This window comes from Novosphingobium sp. SG707 (assembly GCF_012275515.1).
In the GTDB taxonomy this organism is placed as follows: Bacteria; Pseudomonadota; Alphaproteobacteria; order Sphingomonadales; family Sphingomonadaceae; genus Novosphingobium.
Genome location: NZ_JAAZQL010000003.1, coordinates 576,492 through 597,423 on the forward strand (window position 1 = coordinate 576,492; position 20,932 = coordinate 597,423).

Genomic DNA, 20,932 nt, shown 5'->3' on the forward strand with positions numbered 1-20,932 from the left:
CTATGGATAGATATGCTGTTATCGACAAGCTGATGGAAGTGTTTGCCGATACGTTTGATGATGACGAGATCGCCTATCGCGATGATCTGACCGCGGCCGATGTGGCCGAATGGGACAGCCTGAGCAACATCCGCTTCATGGTGGCGGTCGAACAGGCGTTTGGGCGCAAATTCTCCATCGGCGATTGGCAGAACCTCAAGCAGTTGGGGGATCTGGTGAACCTGTTGGCAGTATGATCGGTAGCCTGCCGTGAACCTTCATTACGCATCCCGGGGCGGTGGCCATGGCGTTTAACTCCTATGGCTTTGCGCTGTTGTTTCTGCCGATCGTGTTTGCGCTCTATCGGCTGGCGGCGCTGTTGCGCGGGCCGGGGGCGCGGCTCTTGGTGGTCATCGCGGCGGGTCTGGTGTTTTATGCTCTGGCCTGCGCATGGGCCTTGCCGGTGCTGTTGATTTCGCTGGTGGGCAATTACGCGGTGGCGGGCCGTATCGCGGCCACGCAAGGCACAACGCAACGCGGCTGGCTGATCTTTGGTGTGACGGCCAATGTCGCCGCGCTGGTCATCTACAAATTCACCGGTTTCTTCGGTGCCAATCTCGCGCTTGTCATGCCGGGATTTATGGCGGCGGGCGGGGCAGCCTCCCGCCTTTGGCGCGAACTGGCGCTGCCTTTGGGCATCTCTTTTTTCACGTTTCAGCAGATTTCGTTGCTGGTCGATGTGGCGCGCGGGCTGGTGCCGCAGTTGCGTCCGCTCACCTATCTGGCCTCGATCCTGTTTTTTCCCTATTTGGTTTCCGGCCCGATCACCTATTACCGCGAATTCGCCCCCCAGATCGAGGCGGAACCACGTGACTGGCTGCGCAACGGCATCACCGGCATCACGCTGTTCTCCGTCGGATTGTTCAAAAAAACCTTGCTGGCCGACAGCCTAATCCTCTGGGTCGATCCGATGTTTGCCGATGTCGCCACAGGCAAAAGCCCGGTGGCGGTTCAGGCCTGGGTGATGGTGGCTGGCTTCCTGATGCAGATGTATTTCGATTTTTCCGGCTATTCGGACATGGCCGCCGGGGTGGCTCGGCTGTTCGGGGTGCGTCTGCCGCTCAATTTCTATTCCCCCATGCGCGTTACCAGCATCATGGACTGGTGGCGCCGCTGGCATATGAGCCTTGGGCGTTTCGTCAATGATTATATCTTCCAGTCGCTGGCCCTCCCACTGACGCGCAAGGCGGTGATGCGCGGCCATGGCCGCTGGGGGGTGATGGTTCTGGGCGTGCTGATGCCGACGGCGGTCTCGATGCTCGTGATCGGCGCATGGCATGGCGGGCGTTGGACCTATATCGTGTTCGGCCTGCTGCATGCCGTCTATATGGTTGTGGCCGAGGCTTGGCTGTTCTGGCGTAAGAAGAATAGGAAGCACAAGGGCGCGGCGGCACCCTCGCGGCTGGACCATGTTCGGGGCCATGTACTGACTATCCTTTGCGTGCTGGTGGCACTGGTGCCGTTTCGGGCGGCGGATATGGCGAGCGCCCTGCGAATATGGGGCGCGATGGTGGGATTCAATGGTTCGGCGGTGTGGCTGCCTTGGCCGGTGATGGCGCCGGTAGGAGCGGGCCTTGTGGCGGTGGAACTGGCCGCTGCGCTGTTCATCGTCTATGCTTTGCCCAACACGGCGCAGTGGCTCGACAGGCTGGATCCGTCGCTGCCCTTTGCCGGTGGGGACAAAGTGTCACGCGGGCCGTTCGGCTGGCGCTGGCGGGCCGGTCTGGGCTGGGGGCTGCTGACGGGCGCTGCCCTGATGCTGGGACTGACATTCGTCAGTCGCGGTGCTAACAGTTTTGTCTATTTCAGCTTTTAAGGATGGATGGCGTGGAACCAGCAGGCTTGTATCAGCCCGGCGACACCCTGTCGGGCATCGGGCGTTACGCGCTGGGGCTGGTGATAGGCTTTGCGCTGGTGCTGGCGGCAACCTTGTGCCTGCCGTTCAACGGCTATCTCGCCTCGCAGCAGGCACGGGACAGCGAGATGTTTCATACCCGCTGGATCTATGAGCGCATCCATTTCGATCCTGCGCCGATCGATGTCGCCATTATCGGTTCCTCCCGGGTCGAAGCCGGGATCAGCCCGTTGATCATGACGCAGGTTCTTTCGCAAAAGTTGGGGCGGCCGGTTCATGCGGTCAGTCTGGCAATGGTCAGGCCGGGGCGGGACTATCATGCCTTGCTCGTGCGCGATCTTGTGCGATACCATCCCGAAGTGAAGCTGATCATCTTGTCGGATGATGGCTTTATGCCCTTGTCGCATCCAATGTTTCAGGAAATGGCGACGCCGACCGATGTCGTTTCCCAGCCATTGCTGATCAACCGGGACTATTTCAAAAACCTATTTGCCCTGCCCTATCGCAATCTCCTCAATGTTGCAGAGCAGGTACGACCCGGCTGGTTTGGGGTGTACAAGACCTTTGATCCATCACGCTATGCCGGTTCCGACCTGGACCGGACGCTGGGCTATCGCCTGCCCGACGGACATTGGCGCAATGGCGATACTGTCATGCCGGTCGCCCAATTGATGAAAAGGGCAGAACAGACCAAGGCCACGGGCCGGAGCAGGCAATTTGTGCATTTATCTTTCTTGCCGGAAGCATGGCGGCTCGCGATTGAATATCGCAACATGGCGGCCATCGGGCGGTTGGCGGACGATCACCACGTTGTGCTGGTTTTTGTCGGACTGCCGATGGTCGGGCCTTATGACGAACCGCGCAACCCGGCCTTCCTGATGCGCTACGGGCCGGATATCATGCTGATCTCTCTGCGTAACAATCCGGGCTTTTATCAGGATGATGTGCATCTCAACCGTGCGGGTGCCATTGTGGCCACGCGGGATCTGGCCGATCGGGTGGCGCCTTTCCTGGCAAAAAGAATCGTTCCATGATCAGGCCGCTCGCAATCGGCGCGGATACTCGGCCCGGGCGCCCTCAGGTGGTTTTTGCCATCACCCATACCGAGCCGGGTGGCCTGCGTGAAATCTGGCAGGATGTGGCCGCCGGGCTTGAGGAGAGAGGGCTGCGCACCGGGCTGGTCTCGCTTTATCCTCGGGCAGGGGAAAGGGTGGAAGCAGGCGCGGCTGGCTGGGGGTTCATCCTGAACCGGCCCCGTCGTACGCCATGGTCGGCGATAGCGCTGGTGTGGCGCGTGGTGCACTGGTTGCGTCAGACACGACCACGTATCGTCATCACCGGGATGCCTTTCTGCAATGTGCTGTTTTCCATCTGCTGCACCATGGCCGGTACGGGAACGAAGGTCATCCTGTCGCATCACACCCCATCCTTCACCTATCAGAACGTATTGAACATTCTCGACAGGCGTACCGGTTGCAGTCCGGCTGTTGCGGCGATCATCAGCGTGTCGGATGCGGTGGGGCGCTCTTTTGCCGCATGGCCGGTGGCCTATCGCGCCAAGCAACGCACGATCCACAATTCACTTCCCGCACGGATCGAGCAACTGGTCGACGGTATGGCGATGGTGCCCCGCGACAGAAGTGATGGAGCGCTGCGCATCATGGCGGTGGGGCGTTTGTCCAGCCAGAAGAACCATGCGCAGTTGATCCGCGCGATGGCTTTTGCGCCCGACGGTGTGCTGGAGATCATCGGGGCGGGCGAGGACGAGGCGGATTTGCGCGCGTTGATCGCGCAATTGGATCTGGCACATAAAGTGACTCTTTTGGGGCAATTCCCGCGGGAGGATACTTTGCGACGTCTGGCGGGAGCGGATGTCTTTGTGCAGGTGAGCCTGTTCGAGGGGCATAGCCTCGCTCTGCTTGAAGCGGCCCGGATGGGTGTGCCGCTGATCGTGTCGCAGGTTGCCGAACAGATCGAGGGCATCACCGATGAGCAGGGCGAATTATGCGGTGTTGCGGTGCCCTTGGGCGATGCCACAGCGCTGGGTCACATCCTGCAGGAATGGGCAATGGATGAGGCACAGCGGCGCTCATGGGCGCAAAAGTCGCTCCGCCTAGGGCATATGCGCAGTTCGTGCAATTTGATCGAACATTATGAAGCTCTGCTGGCGGAGTTGGGCGTCCAGCGTGAGGAGGGCAATTGTGCTTTGCATTCCCGACAAGAGGAACTGGTTTAATGCCCGCTGATAGCTGGCTCAACAATCTGGCTGATGCCGAACAGCAGCGTGCCGCAACGATGCGGCGACGCTGGGCCTCTCTGGTGTTTGTGGCCTATATAGGCTTTATGCTGCTGCGCCTTGATTTGCTGCTGGCCAGCGATACGAGCGGGCAGAATGCCGATGGACAGGTCTCGAACCAGTTGATCTTGATCGGGCTGGCGCTGCTGCTGTTTTTCACGACATGGCGCAGGCAGAGTTTCGCAGATTTCCTGGGTCGGTCATGGCCTTATGTGCTGCTGTTGGCCTATTGCCTGTTAAGCGTGATGTGGTCTGTGGCCCCGGATATTGCCGTTCGCCGCTGGGTTCAGATGGTGATCTCGTTCTGGGTGATCTGGCACTGCTGCGTCGAACTGGGCTATGCGCGCACCCTGTGGCTGACGCGCAATGTTCTGATGGTTCTATTGGTTCTTAATTTTCTTACTGTGGCTTTTTTTAGCCGTGGCATTCACCAATTCCAGTATGGTTTGGATCCGGGTACTATCGGCTCCTGGCGTGGCATTACCAACAACAAGAACATGGCCGGGCCGATATGTTGCATGACAATTCTCATGTATCTCTTTGACAAGAGGAATGTGTCAAAAACCTATCATGCATTAGTCGTTCTGCTGGCGGCGATCTTTCTCTATTTTACGCAATCCAAATCCTCGATGCTCAGCCTTTCCATTGCTATTTTGGCCGGGATCGCGATCAGCATGTTCGATTATGCCGGGGCCTACAAGACGCTTGTCCGCAGGGTGATACTGGCATTGCTTACCTTTCCGCTGTTTCTTGTGCTGGTTTTTGAAAAACTTCAGCCCTATTTTGACCGTGAGGCTTTTTCCGGGCGCATGCGGATCTGGTCCACACTGGTGCTTTATGCCCGCGATCATTTCTGGACCGGGGCGGGTTTCAGCTCCTTCTGGCGTTCGGGTAAGGTCAGCCCGATCTTCCAACTGACCGAGGGATGGGTGGCCGAACTCGCCCCGGCGGGGCATAATAGCTATTTCGATTTGCTGGTCACAATCGGTTTTCCTGGCCTTGTCCTTTCGGTAGCGGTGCTGGTGCTTTATCCGGTCTGGCGCCTGTTGGCGTCCGATACACTTCCCGCGCCTTGCCGCTCCTTGTTGCTTTCGATCATCATTTTCTGCGTATTCAACAGCCTTGCCGAATCCCAGTTTCTGGACGGCAAGGGGGTGGACCAGTCCTTTCTGACCATGACCTGCGCCCTGATCGCTCTGGTACCTGTGACAAGGACAGTAAACAGGACCTTCTTGAGGTGTCGGTCAGCCGGTCTGCAACGGGATAGAACCTGAAACGCTGCCACCTTGGCAAGTGAAGGAGAGGTTGGTAAGGGTTTATACCTGTAAGCCGACGTGGCCCGGCTAAGCTTGTCCAGTCCATAGGGAGCGACGTGCTGTGTTGATGGCTGGGATGCGATGATGGACAAGCCGAAATTGATGATTGGTGGCTTGCCGGTCATGCGGGCCACTTGCGCGGAACTTTGCGATATTATGGTGGCCGATACGGCTTTGGCGCGCTCCGGGGCTTTAGCCTTGCCGCGCTTTGTTACCTCGGCCAATGGCAGCCTGATTGCCGAATACCATGTCAACCGCGATTTGCGCGCCGCCGTGGATCAGGCCGATATTATCGATGCCGACGGCATGTCTCTGGTCTTTGCCAGCAAGATTTTCACCGATCAGCCGCTGCAGCAGCGCACCGCCACCACTGATTTCCTGATGGGCGCTTCGCATGTTGCGGCCCAGCATGATATTACGTTCTATTTTATCGGGGCAAAACCCGGTGTGGCCGCCCGCGCCGCCGACAATTTGCGCCACCGGTTTCACGGATTGCGGATCCTGGGCGTGCGCCACGGCTATTTCAGCGATGCCGATATTCCTGCCATTTGCGAGGCGGTGCGCAAGTCCGGCGCCGATGTACTCTGGGTCGGGCTGGGAACCCCGCTTCAGGAGCGGTTTGCGGTGCGCGCGCGCGAATTGCTGGCCGGCGTGGCGTGGATACGCACTTGCGGTGGCCTGTTTGACCATTATGGCGGCGGGGTCTCGCGCGCGCCCGGATGGATGCAGACGCTGGGGTTGGAATGGCTTTACCGCGCCGCACGTGAGCCTTTGCGACTTGGCTGGCGCTATTTGGTGACCAACCCTCGCGCGATTTATCACCTTATCACCAAGACCCGATCCTGATGCCCTTTCCGGTGCCCGCCGCCTTTCCCTGTTTGTCAATCGCCTGAGGTTCCATGCAGACGACCGCTCGCCGCCAGATCCGCTATGAACAGTTTGTCACGCCTAAAAAGCGGAGGTGGCCGATGATGCTCATGCTGGTCGCTGTGCTGCTGGCGGCGGCGGGCGCCGGAACGTGGCTCTACATGGCCCAGACCCATGAGGTTCACAGCCCGCCCCCTGCCCTGTCCAAGGCGGGAGGTCCGGTCGCGGGGGAAACCTATCAATGGAGCCATGTGGCCGTGGGCGGCGGCGGCTTTATCACCGGCCTGTCCTTCGATCCGGGCGGCAAGACCTTTGTGGCGCGCACCGACGTTTATGGCGCCTATATCTGGTCGCCCAAGGCTGATCGCTGGGTGCAACTGGTCAGTGCCGATGCCATGCCTCAGAATGATCGCGTGCAAGCCGGGCTGGCGGCGGGCGTCTATGAAGTGGTGGTGGCCCCTTCGCGGCCGGACCGCATCTATATGGCGATCAAGGGCAAGGTCTATCGCACCGATGACCGGGCCGCGCATTGGGTTCTGGCCGGTGGGAGCAACCCTTTCCCGCTGACCTGGGATGCCAACAGTGCGTACCGCCATGACGGGCCCTTTCTGGCGGTTTCGCCGCAGAATCCTGATCTTGTGCTGTTGGGCACGCCGGGTGACGGCCTGTGGCGCAGTGCCAATGCGGGCCAATCCTGGCAACGGGTGGCCACGGTGCCGCCCAGCGTCGACAGCAATCCGGCGCCTGGGGCTCAGGCGCCCGGAACGCTCATCTGGTTTGAAGCCGGAGCCGGGGGCAAGCCCACGGGGCGGATCCTTGCCATGTCCTCGGGCCATGGCATGTATGTTTCGGACAATGGCGGGATCAGCTTTACCACGCTGCCTTCGGTCGGGGCGCAGCCAATGGCGCTGTCGCGGGGGGCCTTTGACAATCACGGCACCTTTTATGGCGTCGATGACATGTCCAAGTCGGTCTGGTCCTATGCCAACGGCCACTGGCACGATCTGGTGAAAGAAGCGGGCCTGCCGGTCGCGCCCTGGGCCGTGGTGGCCTCCAACCCGCGCGCCGATCAGGTGGTTATCTTTGATCAGGGTGGCGTGGGTTATCAGACTGTCGATGGCGGCAGGAACTGGACCCATGTGTCGCACACCGGCGCGGCGGGGCAGGGCGATCCGCCATGGCTGCATCTCTCCGATACCGCCTACTTTGCGACAGGTGACATTCGTTTCGATCCAGTGGTGCCCAACCGCCTGTGGGTCGCGGCGGGCACGGGCGTGTTTTACGCCGATCTGGCGCCTGGGGCATCCGTGGCCGGGTGGACCAGCCAGACTCGCGGCATCGAGGAACTGGTGGCCAATGACATCGTGCAGCCACCGGGGCAGTCGCCGATTTTTGGCGGGTGGGACTTTGGCATGCACGTCAAGGATGACCTCACTGCGTTTTCGACCACCTTTGCCCCCAATGAGCGCGGCCTGATGTCGGTTCCGCAGATGGACTGGTCTCCGGCCGATCCCAATTTTGTAGTCACCAATGCATCTGACGCGCGGATGGGCTGCTGTTGGGAAGATGGCAATGCCGTGATGGCCGGATACAGCATGGATGGCGGGCGTCATTGGAAAAAGTTTACGACTTTGCCGACGCCTCCAGGACAAAAAGACAGCGATCCATGGCGGATGTCCTTCGGCACGATTGCCGTGTCTTCGGGCAATATCGACAACATCGTGTGGGAGCCTGCCTTCAATCGGATGCCCTTTTACACCACGGACCGCGGCAAGAGCTGGAAACCGGTTGTGCTGGAAGGGCAGGTCGGTGACAACACCGGGTCTTTCGCGCAAATGTGGTATCAGCGCAAAACCCTGACCTCGGACAAGGCCGATCCGGGCGTTTTTTATCTCTACCACAGCGGCGAGGCGCCCAATCTCGCCTTGATGGGCTTGTGGCAGAGCCGCGATGGCGGGGCCAACTGGCGCCGGGTGTATGGCGGCGAGATCGCACCGAGCGGCAATATGGCGGCCAAGCTGCGCTCGGTGCCAGGGCATGCCGGGCATCTGTTCTTCACATCGGCTTTTCTCAATGCCGGCGATACGGGCCTACGCCGCAGCACCGACGGCGGGACAACGTGGAATGTCGTGGCCCATGTCGATCATGTGGATGACATTGCCTTTGGCAAGGCGGCACCGGGCAAAACCTATCCCACTATCTTCATTTCCGGGCGTGTTTTCGGGGTTTACGGTGTCTGGCGCTCGCTCGACAATGCGGTGAGCTGGCAGCAATTGGCCGAATTCCCGTTGGGCAGTCTGGATCAGGTGACGGCGGTGGCCGCCGATCCGGATGTGTTTGGGCGGGTCTATCTTGGCTATACCGGATCCGGCTGGATCTGGGGTGAACCGGCGCCATGCAGGCAGAGCGACCTGACCAGAGGACGATCCTGTTTCACGGTGAAATAGGGCAGGGCGTTTCTTTTACGCATATCCGCTTAGGGGTTTCTGTTGGAGGGAAAGTGTGCGATCTGGCTACTTCCCGACTGCTAAGGGTTTCTTACAATGAATCAGCCGATTTTGCCCACCGTGCTGTTGAGCCAGCTTGGCGAACGAGCCGAGGCAGAGACCGCTGCGGAGGTTGTCGGAACCCGCCCCGCGGCGGACAACCGGGCGCTGGTCGGGGTGGTGCTGGGCGCGGTGCTGATGATTTTGGCCACTTTGGGGCCTTTCATCGCGATGGCCACGTCGGAAGGCGCCTCGGAAGGCAGTTCGTTTCGGCAATTCGCCTATGTGCTGCTGTTGGGGGCGGTTTTGGTCTGGGCGGCACCGTGGCAGCGCGGCTATAAATATATCGCTGTGCCTTTGCCCATTGTCCTGGCGTTGGTCTGGTGCTGGCTAAGCATTGGCTGGGCGATCGAACCGGGCATTGCTTTCCGTCGCCTGTTGCTGACCACTTGTGTGGTCTGGTCTGCCTGCATTCTGGTGCATTGCAACGGCTATCGTCGAAACCTGAACGCCTTGCGCATTGCGATGGTGATCGTTCTGGCGATCAATTTCCTGGCGGTTTGGTATGCGCCCGAAGTCGGGATCCACCTTGGCAATGACCTTAAGGCCGGGACTTCAGTGGCAGGAAACTGGCGCGGGCTAACCACGCACAAGAACTTTGCGGGTGCGGCAAGCGCCTTATGCATTCTGCTGTTTTTGTTTGATGCGCGTGCGATCATGCTGCCTGTCCGTGCTGGCATTATTGCGGCGGCATCCATGTTTCTGTATTATAGTGCGTCCAAAACCTCGATCGGGATGCTGATTCTGGCCTCGCTGCTCGGTTATTCCTATAATCGGATTGCTACGCGCTATCGTCGCTTTGTCATTCCGGTCCTTGTGGTGATCATCTGCGCAGTTGCTGCCTATGGCAGCATGTATACTGACTCGGTGGCCCGTCTCTATCTCCAGCCCACAGCCTTTACCGGGCGTGGTCAGATCTGGTCGGCGCTGTATCTCTATGCTCAGACTCATGCCCTGCTGGGCGCGGGCTTTTCTTCCTTCTGGAATATTGGCGGTGACAGCCCGATCTATATTTACGGCACTGGCTATACCACCATGGTGACCGTCGGGCATAACGGTTATCTTGACCTGCTGGTCACGGTGGGTTGGCCGGGCGCGCTGCTTATTGTCTGGGCGGTGCTGATGTGGCCTTTGATCCGCGTGGTTTCGATGGATCGCCTTGACCCTGCCAAGGGCGCGATGCTTTGTTCGATGCTGCTGTTTTGCATCGGCCATAATGTGACGGAAAGCAGCCTGTTCGAGCGTGACTCCTTTGTGGGGTTGTTTGCCGTATTTGCGGCGTCCTTTGCCACCTATTCCATATCCCGGTCGCGTTCCAGCTCGGGCAAGCGCCGGCGCTCATCCTCTTCGTCCTCGGCTGGACAGAACCTGATGGCACAGATGAAAGCGCGCAAGATACCCGGCGCTTCATCAGAGTGACAGGCCATGCGACCTTGGGTGAAAGCAGGCGGATCGCGATCCTTTTCTTCCTTGCGAAAATTGCGGCTCTCTCCATGGTGGATACATGACTGACGCGCGCAAAGTGGAAAAAGGCAAGTCTCTTTTGCATTGGTACAGGCACCTGGTGGACCTGCTGTCCTTTGTGATTTTGGCCTGTATCGTCATCACGGCCATTTATTGCGTCGAAATCAGGATGCATTACGAACGCTCCTACATTGCGGCCTTCGTAATTGGTTTGATCTGTCTGGCGGTCATGCTGATCGCCTGGGGACAACAGGTGATCGCCGCGCGCGATCTGGCCACATGGCGCGATATGGTGGAATTGCAGATCCAGTCGTCACGGCGAAAGATTGCACGCAGCCATGATGCTGAAACGCTGGAAAATCACTACTTCGAAGTTCTGGTTGATAGTCTGATATCCGATATACAATTTGCGGTTAGGGATGAGAAGGATGATGACGGGTCCGTCGGATAAAGAACTGGGCGAGACGCCGGCACGGTTTCTGTCGCACTGGATCGCATCGGGTTTTGGCTGCATCCTGAACCGTCTTTTGCCGCTGGTGCTGGAATGGCCCGCGCCGGCGCTTAACGAGGCCTTTCCCCGCTGGTGGGAACTGATCGGTTCGGCGGGGCTGATTTCCCTCTTTACGGTGATTTTCAACGCCAATTTGCCGGTTACGGCGCGCGAATTGATGAAAAGCGCTTCGATGGGCTTTGCCATTTGCGCCACGCTTAAGATCTTTGGGGTTCTGGGATGATGTCTGGATTGACCGGTGGCTCTGAACTTGGCCTTGACTGGCTGTTGCCCTGCCCGGCCGATTTTCGGCTGCTAGTGCGGGCTCTTGCCTCGGCTGAGCGACCGGGCGAAGCTGCGATGGCGCTGGCCCAGTATGGAATGGGTGTGAATGCGCTGAACCAACTTGCCAAGGCTCTCAACAATTTTCGGGCCGACGGTCGGTCCCTCGTGCCTCTCAGCCCCTTTCGGTTGGGTCTGCTGGGCACCGGCACGCTCGATCTGATCGCGCCGCAATTGATGGCCAGCGCGGCGCGTCACGGGCTGGATCTGATCTGCGTGACCGCCCCCTATGGCCAATTGGTACAGCAGGCGTTTGATCCGGCATCGACCATCAATCGCGCGGGCTGCGATGCGGTGCTGCTGGCGCTGGACTATCAGGATTTGCCGCTGGCGGTGGCCCAGACCACGGATAGCGCGGGTACGGTTGAGGCATCCCTGGCTTTTGTGCGCGGGCTGAGGAACAATCTGCGGCGTCATGGCGAGGCCAGGGTCATCGTTCAGACCTTGGCTGAGCCGATGGTGACGATGTTTGGCCATTTCGATGCGCGCCGCGCCTCGACGCTGCTGGCGCGGGTGCGTGCTTTCAATCAGGCGCTTGCGCTCGATCTGGCCGACGGTGAGGATATCCTGCTTGATGTGGCGGCGCTGGCCGCGACGGTCGGCACTGTCAACTGGTTTTCCCCCTCGCAGTGGCATTTTGCCAAAATGACGGTCGCCACGGCTTGCCAACCGCTTTACGCAGATCATGTGTGTCGCGTGCTGGGCGCGCTTTGGGGCAAGGCGAAGCGCTGCCTTGTCCTTGATCTCGACAATACCTTGTGGGGCGGTGTAATTGGCGATGAAGGCATGGACGGCATCCGTCTTGGACAAGGCGATCCGATCGGCGAGGCGCACCTTGCCTTGCAGCGCTATGCGCTGATGCTGCACGAACGCGGCATTGTGCTTGCGGTCTGTTCCAAGAACGAGGAAGCGGTGGCGCGGCAGGTCTTCCGCGAGCACCCCGATATGCTGCTGCGCGAAGAGCATATTGCCGTGTTTCAGGCTAATTGGGTGGATAAGGCCAGCAACATCCGGGCGATTGCACATGAGCTGTCGCTAGGGCTTTCCTCCTTTGTCTTTGTCGATGACAATCCGGCCGAACGCGCCATCGTACGCCAGCGATTGCCCGAGGTGGCTGTGCCTGAACTGCCGGCTGATCCGGCGCTTTACGAGAGAGTTCTGGCGGCGGCGGGCTATTTCGAAGCGATCACCTTTTCGCAGGAAGATGCCGCGCGCACCGGCTTTTATCGCGATAATGCCCGTCGTGCTCAGCTTCTGGAGCAGAGCGGTGATCTGGGCGCCTATCTAGCTTCGCTGAATATGCAGCTCAACTTTGCCCCCTTTGACGAGATCGGGCGTCAGCGCATCGTTCAACTGATCAGCAAGAGCAACCAGTTCAATCTGACCACGCGCCGCTATGGCGCGGTCGAGGTCGAAGCGATGGCGCAGGATCCCGACCTGATCACGCTTCAGGTGCGGTTGAGCGATTGCTTCGGCGATAACGGCATGATCAGCGTGATTATCCTGCGCCCATCGACGCGCGACGGCGAAGCTGATGTGATGGATATCGACCTGTGGCTGATGAGTTGCCGCGTGTTGGGCCGCCGGGTCGAGGATGCGGTGCTCAACGAGATCAGCCGTCTGGCACGCGAGCGGGGCGTGGGCTGGCTGCGTGGTGTGTTCATCCCCACCGATCGCAACATGATTGTGCGCGATCATTATGCAGGTCTGGGTTTCGCGTCTGATGGCCAGGATGCCGATGGCGCGACTTACTGGCGCTGGTCCACCTCCGATGTCCGCCCGGCGCCCCCCATGCATGTGACGCGCAGCGGTTTTCCTGAAGGCGGCAAGCAGGATTCCTAAATCGCTGTAATTGAAGCGCGTGCCCTTCGCGGCGATTTTGCATCCCGGTATTGGCCAAACGACAACGGCCCCTCCAAACCAATGGAGGGGCCGTTCTTTATTTCGGCATCAGCTGCGCCCGGAAAGCCAACCCGGGCGCGGTGATCTTACGATCCCTGATTGCTGTAATAGCTCGTGTATTTGTTGGTATAGTAATAATACGAGCCATAGCTTTGCGAGGTGGCATCCACCATCGTGTACATTGCGCCGACAAGGTTGGCCCCGTCCGAGCGCAACCAGCCTACCGCCGATTTGACCGCCGGTGCGGGCGTGGCGTTCCACTTGATGGCCAGCACCACCGCATCGGCCAACGCCGCAAGGAAGCGGCCATCGGCCAGACCCATCAGCGGCGGCAGATCGAGGATGATCACATCGAATTGCGCGGACAGGGCATCGATGATGTCGTGGATGGTCTGGGTGCCGAACAGGTTGTCCGAGGTGAAGTAAGGTGCGCTAACCGAGATGCTCTTGAGATTTTCAAGTCTGGTGTCACGTAGAACCTGCTCGAGAGTCGCAGTGCCGTTCAGCAGTTCCACCGTGCCGGGCGCCGACGTGTCGCTGTCTACGATGTTGCGCATTTGCGCGCGGCGGACGTCTACGTCGAGAATCACCGTGCGCTGACCATTTAGCGCCATCGTGCGCGCCAAGGCCAGTGCCGTCGTTGTCTTGCCTTCGCTGGGCAGGGAAGACGTGAGCGCGATGACTTTGGGCGCCAATTCGCCCTTGACGCCCATGATCGTAGCACGCGCATTGCGCAGGGCTTCGGCAAACTGCGAAGTCGGCTTTTCGATCAGCGTGTCAGCGGGCATGTTGTTGTCGCGCAACATGGGTACCGCCGCAATCAGCGGCAGGTCGAGTTCTTCCTCGACCTGCTGGGCGGTGAGCATACCCGATACCATCATTTCCTGAATGGTGATGACAATCATGCCAATGGCTAGACCGGCGAGAACCGACAGGCCGAACAGCAGGCCGCGACGCGGCGAATAAGGCGCAGTGGGCACCTGCGCCGCATCAATGATGCGCGCTTGCGCAATCGAGTTCTGCGCCGACTGGCGGGCATCGGTGGCGGTTTGTGCCATACGGTCATAAGCCGAATGCTTGTTGTCCGCATCGCGCTGCAGGCTCTGCAGCGTCACCGAGGCGCGGGCATCGGCGGCCTGCTTGTCCTCAAGGCGTTGCATGGTGGCGCGCAAGCTGCCAGCGCGGGCCTCTGCGGCATCGGCATCGGCCTTGAGCGAGCGCACCACGCGCAGAGCTTCTTCGCGCAACTGCCCGTCAACAGCTGCAAGTTGCTGGTTCACCTTGACATAGTCAGGATAGCGCGGGCCATAGCGGTTTTGCATCTCGGTCAGCGTCTGCAGCAGAACTGTCCGCTGATGGCGCAGGTCCTGCACCGTGGCCGAATTGCGCACGTCGGAAACCGCGTCGATCTGGCCATTGGCAATCTGGTTCTGGGCCGAAATCTGCTTGGAGCGAGCTTCGGCGGCGACTGATTCCGCGCTTGCCATCTGCAGGGCGAGCGGGCCGACCTGCTGATCGGTCACGGTTTCGCCGTTCTGTGCATTGCTGCGTACAATCCCGGCCTGAGCGGCAAACTGGGCCACCTTTTCATCGGCGGCGCGGGCTTCGTTACCCATCCGGTCAAGCTGAGCCTCGAAAAAGTCGGCCTGTTTGGAGGCGGTGCCGATATTGGTGCCAACCTTGGTATCCATATAGGCGGCGGCAAATTCATTGGCGAGCAACGCAGCCTTCTTGGGATCGAGAGAGGCCACCTTGATCGCCAGAATATAGGTCAGCTTTTCACGCGAGACATCCGTGGCGGAGGCCAGAGCGCCGGCGACGGCATCCAGCTTTTGTTCCGGCGTGAGGCCTGGCTTGGCGGAGTTCTTGCCGAATTCCGGATCGTTGATCAGGTTCAATCTCGATGCAACCTTACGCGCCATTTCCAGCGAGCTGATCACCGAGACTTCGGTTTCGATCGCTTCGGTCGCCAACTGGGCCTGAGCCTCGCCCTGGTTGCGGGTCAAAGGGTTTTGTTTCGGGTCGATCTGGAGGCGAACCATGCCCTGATAATAAGGTTTGAGCGTCATCGTGATGCCGACACCGACCAGCGTGACCAACACGGTGATGACCACCCAGACTTTGTAACGCCGCCGGACCACGTCTCTCACCTTGGCGAAGACGTCCGCCAAGCGGGCCTCATATGTTGCAGTGGAGACTTTCATGACCTTGAACCCTTGCCCCTAGGTGAGAGTTGTAAATATTGAATAGACGATCGGTAAAATTAACGTCGTGCTGTTACAGAAAGACCAAAAAGCAGGCCTTGATATTTTGATCCAAGGTCCGAAGATGTTGGTTCAGAATATCGGTAACTGACCTCTGCTTGAAAACCCAGCCATCGTGACGCCTGATAGCGCAGGTTACTTTGAATCTGACGGGAATTACGTGCACCGGCCAGACTGAAGTAGCTCTGTCTGGCGATAGCGGCATTGACGATCAGTACCAGATTTTCGCGCAGCGATTGATCGACCTCGAACGAAAAACGGGTGTCGGCCAGCGGCAGACTGCCCAGACTGGTGTCGACGATCAGCCGCTGCCCACCGATGGATACCGTCGTTGATTCGCGAGGGAAAAAATCGAGGCGGGCCTGAAAGGACAGGCCATCGGCATTATACTGTTTGAACTGAGAATATTGACGTCCGGAATAGCCCGCACCCACAAGGCCGCGGATCACCCCGGAAATATCAAAGCTGATCCCGGCCAGCACATTGGTGCCGGTTGAGGATTGCAGTACGCCATTGTTGGGCGCCGTCTTAAAATTGGTGCGATCCGTTGCCCCGCCGACATAGACGGCCACGCTGGGCGACAGGGCATATTCCACCTGACCCGAGAAGCGATCAATGACGCGATCGCGAAAGGACTGATCCGATACAGTCCCATTCGGAAAACGCAGCACCGCGAAGTCATAGGTGGAATGGTCATAGGCCCCGGTCGCGCGCAGCCGGCCCCCGGTATAGATGGCTTTGCTCAGGATACTGGATCGGAAGTAATTCGAAAGAACCTGTGCATCAGGGCTCAGATCGTTGCCGTAGGGGGACTCGTAATAGCGTCCGACGCGTCCGTCCACAGACATCACCACATGGCTCCCCAAGTCAACCCTGCCGCTCGGCTGAAAGTCCCACGCGTTCTGATTGCGGCGGCTTTGCGTCGCATAGCGACGCTGATCGGTGTCGATTCGGAAACCCAATCCGTGGCGCGACCAGCTGGAATTCAGCGAAGCGCCCATCTGCAACACCGCCGCCACGTCGCTTTTCTTGCCGACTTCTGTGGCATAGACGTTATTGTCGGCCAAAGTTCCGAAGGTCGCCTGAGGATGTAAGACAAACGAACCGATCGCTGCACCCGGCGCCTCATAATCGGGGTGAGGCTGCTCCAGCACCCCGATGTTATGGTCGCGGAAATAATCGGGGGCGATCGCAGGGGGCACCAGCGTGTTGAAGGCGCTGGGCGTAACAATCGCACTGTTAATGACACTGGAACTTTGCGCCATCGCCTGCCCCGGAAGGAGGGCGGCGCACAGCGAACCGGCAGCCATCATAGTCGGCTTTGCCCACCGCAGGCGACGGGCGCGGGCACCCTGTGCCGCTGGGTCCGTGGTCACACCCTGAGGCAGCCGCAAGCACATGGAATGGGTATGGTCCTTCAATCGCTGCACGATCAGAAGAAGCGCTCAGCAACCCGAATCGTATCGCCCGGCAGGACACGCAGGTCGGGGGTCAGCAGATAGCGTTCTTCCGTGCTCTCACCATATCGGCGAATAAAAACATAGGATTCGCGCCCTCGCGGCGTCATGCCTTGCGCCGTGGCGATGGCATTCCATACAGTCAGGCCACCCAGATAGGGATATTGGCCGGGGTTGCGGACTTGGCCGACAATGAAGAACGGCCGATATTGTGTCACCTCGACCGACACGCGAGGGTTGCGCAGATATTCCTGCCCCAGTTTCTGTTCATAGGCTTCCGCCACCTCGGCAGGCGTCTTGTCCAGTACCGACATGTTGCCGATCAGGGGCAAGGCAAGCGAACCATCGGCGCCGACCTGAATTTCGCCCGACAACTGGGGTTCGTTGAACACGGTCACTTTGACCTTGTCACCCGACCCAAGCTTGTAGCTCTCAACGATTTTTTGCCCTTCGGCATAGCGTTCGCCCGTAGGGGCCAATGGCACCTTAGCGTTGAGCCCAACCCCAGTCTGGAAGAACAGGGTCAACCCTAATGCTACGTCCAGTACACTCGCCTTCCGCACCAGCCACTGCCTTTCAAATACGCATAACCCCCTATGCATACTCACAGCATCGGGATCGGGCAAGTCAAAATCCGCAATGCAGGTTGACAAAAAAATGCAAAAAAAGTCTTATTTAGGTACGAGTGGTTTTACAAATTGATGAAATCATATAGTTTTTATTTACCATAACCATTCATCATCCTGATGACAATTTCACAATGCTGACACAAGAAATTCGTATAATGGTATAATTATTTTTAAATTTTTATTTAAATGAAATGACAATAAGCTCTAGATTATTGGAGGTTCCTACTTTCTTTGCGCCATCGAATAAATTCGGGGAGGCGGACCTTTCAAATTGTTGGTAAGTCGCTGCGGCTTTCGATGTTGCGGCGAATGTGAGACTGGCGTATTATCCGCCCGATCCGGAAATGGCTGAAGGCGGGTATTCTCGAAGACGGGGTTGTGACCGTGGATGCCAGAGGGACTGGACAGGGCTCGGTGATCTCACCGTTACTGGCCAACCGTCTTCCTGCATTACGTGCTCGATCTGTGGGGTCAATTCTCGGCGCTACTCAACAGGCCGATCCGCCACAGTCGGAATGGGTTTCGCTCTAGCGCTTCGGAGGGGATGGGAAGTCCAGATGTGACAGGGCTTTGGACAACAGCCGCATTAGCGGCGTTTCCACCACGCGCCAGACGATCCAAGCGCATGCAAAGCACACGATGCAGGTCGCGATCGTCGCGATGATCAGCCAACTCATGCTTTGCATGACCAAAGGAGCGGCTAAGAGCGCGATTCCGCCGAGCAAAAAGCTATGCGTCAGGTAAAGGCTGTAGGAGGCATCGCCAAAGGCGGTGACGAAGATTGCAAGGGATTTGGACCCGCTCTCTTTGGCTATGATCAGCGTTGCGGCGGCAACCGCACCTGCGGCAGCGGCAATGCTGGCAAGCGTCACGGTGGGTGCGGCAAAGCGCACTCCGAGACTCATGATGAACAGTCCGAGACCACATGGCAACCAGACCGACCGGTTGGTCTGGATAATCAGGCATTTGCTTCGCATTAGGGCAATCAGCATTCCAGCCACGAAATAGAGCAGGACGGGTTTGGTGAAATAGGACATTGCAACAATAGTGCCCACATTCGCCTTGGGATTGGGAATGAAAATTCCAAGAATGATGAGGCTGCAAAGCAAAATTATGGAGAGTAATATGCCGATTTTTTTCTCAAGTGACATGGATATGGAGAATATTAAGTAAAAAAACATCTCATATTCGAGAGTCCATCCAAGAGTATAAGCGGGCTGGGCTATACCGTTAGAATTGATGTAGGGAATGAAAAGTATAGAGTATAGAATATTTAGTGGAGAGGGCGGAGTGTAGAATTTGTTTGTGCTCCATTGAAATGTGATGAATGCAAACAAAATGCTTATTGCGGTGGTCAAATAGTAAAGGGGAATAATACGGACGAACCGCCGCCGGAAAAACCGTCTGGCCGCCGCGGAGCTGCCAAATTCTCCTTGGGTGGTATGAAGCATGATAAAGCCGCTGATGGTGAAGAACGTCGCTACGCCGATTTCGCCAAAGCAACTGGCCCAAGGCGGCAAATCATGGGGAAACGCGCCCCTTTTCGCCAGCCTGTCAAGTAGGTGGACGATGACGACAAAACTTGCGGCAACCCCGCGAAGGAATTGTATGGGTATGATGACGGAGGAATGGTGATGGGCATTAGGATTGGCCTGTTTCACGATCCCTTCCCTCCATTGCCCGATGCACCTTTGTCTTGGCGCTCCATGCCCTAACTCGGCGCTGACCGCCAGCGTCATCATAACGGCTTTGGCGTTGCCTGGCCTATGGCGGGGCTGAGGTTAGGAGGCCTAAAATCTATTTGAATAGTCATGCAAAAATTTTTAGCCAAATAGATTTTTTTTTGTAGGTGAATCTTTCATCAGGTAGCGATTCTATTTCCGAGGACAAGACTGTAAAGCCCCCGGCCAGCTGTGTTGAGTTCAATACGGTGGCCTATGTGTTTAGCAGCGCCGAGAAGCGATGGAGTCGTCTTATCTTATGACATCTACGCCTTCTGGGGCATCCTGAGATGTCTGATCCGGAGTGGCCATCTCGGACCAGGCGGAAGGGGATGGATCGAAATTGTCTCGGTCATGAAGGAGCTTGGATTAGCATTACAGTTGCAGCATCGGCGAACCTTTTTCTGAATGGTTTGCCGGGTGACGAACGCCGTAAGGCGGGCCGAATGCGTCCTGAGGCAGCGGGTGATCCAGGGCCTTGGCGGCAGCAGGCTATTTAGGTCTGGGGCACTGGGACGCGGACGGGCTGCGCGAGATCGTGCGGGATTATGTTGGCGAAAACCTCGCTACACCCGACGCCGTTATGGTTATCGATGAAGCCGGATTGTTAAAGTAGAGCAACGCATCGTGTGGTGTTGCACGTCAATATACGGACTCGGCGGGCAAGATTACGAGCTGCCAGATCGGAGTGTTCGCCGCCTATGTATCCGCGCGCGGCCATGCCTTTATCGATCGCGCGCTCTATCTGCCCAACAGTTGGTCCAGCGATCCGGCAACGCTTACAGCCACGCATGTTCCTGAAACTATCGTCTTCGCCACCAAGCCGGCTTTGGCTGTCGACATGATAGGGCGCGCGCTGGCAGCCGAAGTGCCTTTTTCCTAGGTGGCAGCCCGACGCGATATACGGGGGGTGGCGACACCGCAGGCCCGTTGCGCCGAGCCTTTAAGGGCTATTTTCTCGGGGTCAAATCCGACCATTACTTCGGCTCGTGGTTGGGCAAATCCATGGTTGCAGGCAAAGCGGAGGAAATCGCCGCTTGCCGGCTGCTTTTCTCCGGCGGGCATGACTGACGTCTGGGAGCAAGCCGCCCGTTCGGATCGGGACGGAAGTACCACACCCTGTCGATGCCATCCACACCGGTCGTGCAAAACAGCAAACGACGGCGCTGAAAGCCGGCGGTTATTTCTTCGCGACGGAGAAGGTGCCGGTCACACGCGGCGGCGCGCCATTGGGGCCCGCCGATCCGACAAAGGCGGAATGATGCGCATCCAGATCAATCACCAGCCGGTCGCCCCGCGAAATGTCACCATTGCGATACAGCACCACATTGCCCACCAGCGTGATCGTACGCTTGCTGAAATCATACGTGCCCAGATTGGCCGTAGCGCTTTCGTCGCCGCGGGTCACCTGCACGTTGTTGATCGCGTCCAGGCGCAGGATCTTGATGCCATTGTCATTTTTGTAAAGCACCACGGTGCGGTCCGCCTTCATCCGCAGGGCGTTTTGCTTGATATCGACATTGCCCGACAGCAGCACGCGGTTCTCCTTGTCCTGCAATTCGATGCGGTCGGCTGCATAATCGACCGGGGCATTGCTGTTGTGATTGTTAAGCCCCGAGTTGTTTTCCTGCGCCTGGCTGGAGCCCGCGAAGGCCGCGCCAAGGATAACAGTCGAGCAGACAAACGGCAGCAAGGCTTTTGAAAGGAGCATGCTAAGCCCTTAGCTCACGAGAGGGGCAATGAA

The 20,932-nt window shown here is 58.3% G+C and carries 16 protein-coding genes and 1 pseudogene; 12 read left to right on the forward strand and 5 right to left on the reverse strand.

Going from position 1 to position 20,932, the window contains the following annotated elements:
* The first annotated feature begins 2 nt into the window (after nt 1–2).
* The 11 genes from FHW92_RS11465 to FHW92_RS26220 all read left to right on the forward strand — a co-directional run bounded on the left by FHW92_RS11465 (nt 3) and on the right by FHW92_RS26220 (nt 13,057).
* A complete protein-coding gene (locus FHW92_RS11465) occupies nt 3–236 on the forward strand; it encodes an acyl carrier protein (RefSeq protein ID WP_246870069.1) in 234 nt (77 codons plus the stop codon).
* A gap of 47 nt (nt 237–283) precedes the next feature.
* Entirely contained in the window at nt 284–1,855 is a 1,572-nt protein-coding gene (locus tag FHW92_RS11470; RefSeq protein WP_168603370.1) for an MBOAT family protein, read from the forward strand.
* An 11-nt stretch (nt 1,856–1,866) separates the two neighbouring features.
* Entirely contained in the window at nt 1,867–2,928 is a 1,062-nt protein-coding gene (locus FHW92_RS11475) for a hypothetical protein (RefSeq protein WP_168603371.1), read from the forward strand.
* A 47-nt stretch (nt 2,929–2,975) separates the two neighbouring features.
* On the forward strand, nt 2,976–4,130 hold the full coding sequence (locus tag FHW92_RS11480) for a glycosyltransferase (RefSeq protein WP_172249186.1): 1,155 nt from the start codon (nt 2,976–2,978) through the stop codon (nt 4,128–4,130).
* On the forward strand, nt 4,130–5,464 hold the full coding sequence (locus FHW92_RS11485; protein WP_168603373.1) for an O-antigen ligase family protein: 1,335 nt from the start codon (nt 4,130–4,132) through the stop codon (nt 5,462–5,464). The genes FHW92_RS11480 and FHW92_RS11485 overlap by 1 nt, the downstream gene beginning before the upstream one ends.
* A 165-nt stretch (nt 5,465–5,629) precedes the next feature.
* A complete protein-coding gene (locus FHW92_RS11490; RefSeq protein ID WP_246870070.1) occupies nt 5,630–6,352 on the forward strand; it encodes a WecB/TagA/CpsF family glycosyltransferase in 723 nt (240 codons plus the stop codon).
* Between the two features lie 53 nt (nt 6,353–6,405).
* Nucleotides 6,406–8,820, forward strand: coding sequence for a sialidase family protein (locus FHW92_RS11495; protein ID WP_210428455.1), 2,415 nt, complete (start codon nt 6,406–6,408; stop codon nt 8,818–8,820).
* A 96-nt stretch (nt 8,821–8,916) separates the two neighbouring features.
* On the forward strand, nt 8,917–10,338 hold the full coding sequence (locus FHW92_RS11500; RefSeq protein WP_168603374.1) for an O-antigen ligase family protein: 1,422 nt from the start codon (nt 8,917–8,919) through the stop codon (nt 10,336–10,338).
* Between the two features lie 85 nt (nt 10,339–10,423).
* The gene (locus FHW92_RS11505; protein ID WP_168603375.1) at nt 10,424–10,834 is read left to right on the forward strand and encodes a hypothetical protein; all 411 of its coding nucleotides are present in this window, start codon (nt 10,424–10,426) and stop codon (nt 10,832–10,834) included.
* Nucleotides 10,812–11,117: a hypothetical protein gene (locus tag FHW92_RS11510; RefSeq protein WP_168603376.1), complete on the forward strand. Its 306-nt coding sequence runs from the start codon at nt 10,812–10,814 to the stop codon at nt 11,115–11,117. The genes FHW92_RS11505 and FHW92_RS11510 overlap by 23 nt, the downstream gene beginning before the upstream one ends.
* Nucleotides 11,118–11,191: 74 nt before the next feature.
* On the forward strand, nt 11,192–13,057 hold the full coding sequence (locus FHW92_RS26220; protein ID WP_210428456.1) for an HAD-IIIC family phosphatase: 1,866 nt from the start codon (nt 11,192–11,194) through the stop codon (nt 13,055–13,057).
* A gap of 146 nt (nt 13,058–13,203) precedes the next feature.
* On the opposite strand, the gene FHW92_RS11520 is transcribed toward FHW92_RS26220, so the two are convergent.
* From FHW92_RS11520 to FHW92_RS11535, 4 genes are all read right to left on the reverse strand, one after another.
* Nucleotides 13,204–15,321 (reverse strand): polysaccharide biosynthesis tyrosine autokinase, encoded by a 2,118-nt coding sequence (locus FHW92_RS11520; protein ID WP_168603378.1) that lies wholly within the window; start codon nt 15,319–15,321, stop codon nt 13,204–13,206.
* 59 nt (nt 15,322–15,380) lie between these two features.
* The gene (locus FHW92_RS11525; protein WP_210428457.1) at nt 15,381–16,694 is read right to left on the reverse strand and encodes an outer membrane beta-barrel protein; all 1,314 of its coding nucleotides are present in this window, start codon (nt 16,692–16,694) and stop codon (nt 15,381–15,383) included.
* A gap of 119 nt (nt 16,695–16,813) precedes the next feature.
* Nucleotides 16,814–17,365 (reverse strand): polysaccharide biosynthesis/export family protein, encoded by a 552-nt coding sequence (locus FHW92_RS11530; protein WP_210428458.1) that lies wholly within the window; start codon nt 17,363–17,365, stop codon nt 16,814–16,816.
* Nucleotides 17,366–17,994: 629 nt separating this feature from the next.
* Entirely contained in the window at nt 17,995–19,128 is a 1,134-nt protein-coding gene (locus FHW92_RS11535; RefSeq protein WP_168603380.1) for an acyltransferase, read from the reverse strand.
* Between the two features lie 440 nt (nt 19,129–19,568).
* Between FHW92_RS11535 and FHW92_RS11540 the strand changes: the two are divergent.
* A pseudogene (locus tag FHW92_RS11540) lies at nt 19,569–20,223 on the forward strand (IS701 family transposase); the annotation flags it as partial.
* A gap of 145 nt (nt 20,224–20,368) precedes the next feature.
* Here the strand turns inward: FHW92_RS11540 and FHW92_RS11545 are convergent.
* A complete protein-coding gene (locus FHW92_RS11545; RefSeq protein WP_168603381.1) occupies nt 20,369–20,899 on the reverse strand; it encodes an LptA/OstA family protein in 531 nt (176 codons plus the stop codon).
* Nucleotides 20,900–20,932 lie beyond the last annotated feature (33 nt).

Coding starts and splice junctions, on each gene's coding strand:
- FHW92_RS11465 (WP_246870069.1), top strand. CDS start 3: ATGGATAGATATGCTGTTATCGACAAGCTGATGGAAGTGTTTGCCGAT.
- FHW92_RS11470 (WP_168603370.1), top strand. CDS start 284: ATGGCGTTTAACTCCTATGGCTTTGCGCTGTTGTTTCTGCCGATCGTG.
- FHW92_RS11485 (WP_168603373.1), top strand. CDS start 4,130: ATGCCCGCTGATAGCTGGCTCAACAATCTGGCTGATGCCGAACAGCAG.
- FHW92_RS11490 (WP_246870070.1), top strand. CDS start 5,630: ATGCGGGCCACTTGCGCGGAACTTTGCGATATTATGGTGGCCGATACG.
- FHW92_RS11495 (WP_210428455.1), top strand. CDS start 6,406: ATGCAGACGACCGCTCGCCGCCAGATCCGCTATGAACAGTTTGTCACG.
- FHW92_RS11500 (WP_168603374.1), top strand. CDS start 8,917: ATGAATCAGCCGATTTTGCCCACCGTGCTGTTGAGCCAGCTTGGCGAA.
- FHW92_RS11505 (WP_168603375.1), top strand. CDS start 10,424: ATGACTGACGCGCGCAAAGTGGAAAAAGGCAAGTCTCTTTTGCATTGG.
- FHW92_RS11510 (WP_168603376.1), top strand. CDS start 10,812: ATGATGACGGGTCCGTCGGATAAAGAACTGGGCGAGACGCCGGCACGG.
- FHW92_RS11520 (WP_168603378.1), bottom strand. CDS start 15,321: ATGAAAGTCTCCACTGCAACATATGAGGCCCGCTTGGCGGACGTCTTC.
- FHW92_RS11525 (WP_210428457.1), bottom strand. CDS start 16,694: ATGATGGCTGCCGGTTCGCTGTGCGCCGCCCTCCTTCCGGGGCAGGCG.
- FHW92_RS11545 (WP_168603381.1), bottom strand. CDS start 20,899: ATGCTCCTTTCAAAAGCCTTGCTGCCGTTTGTCTGCTCGACTGTTATC.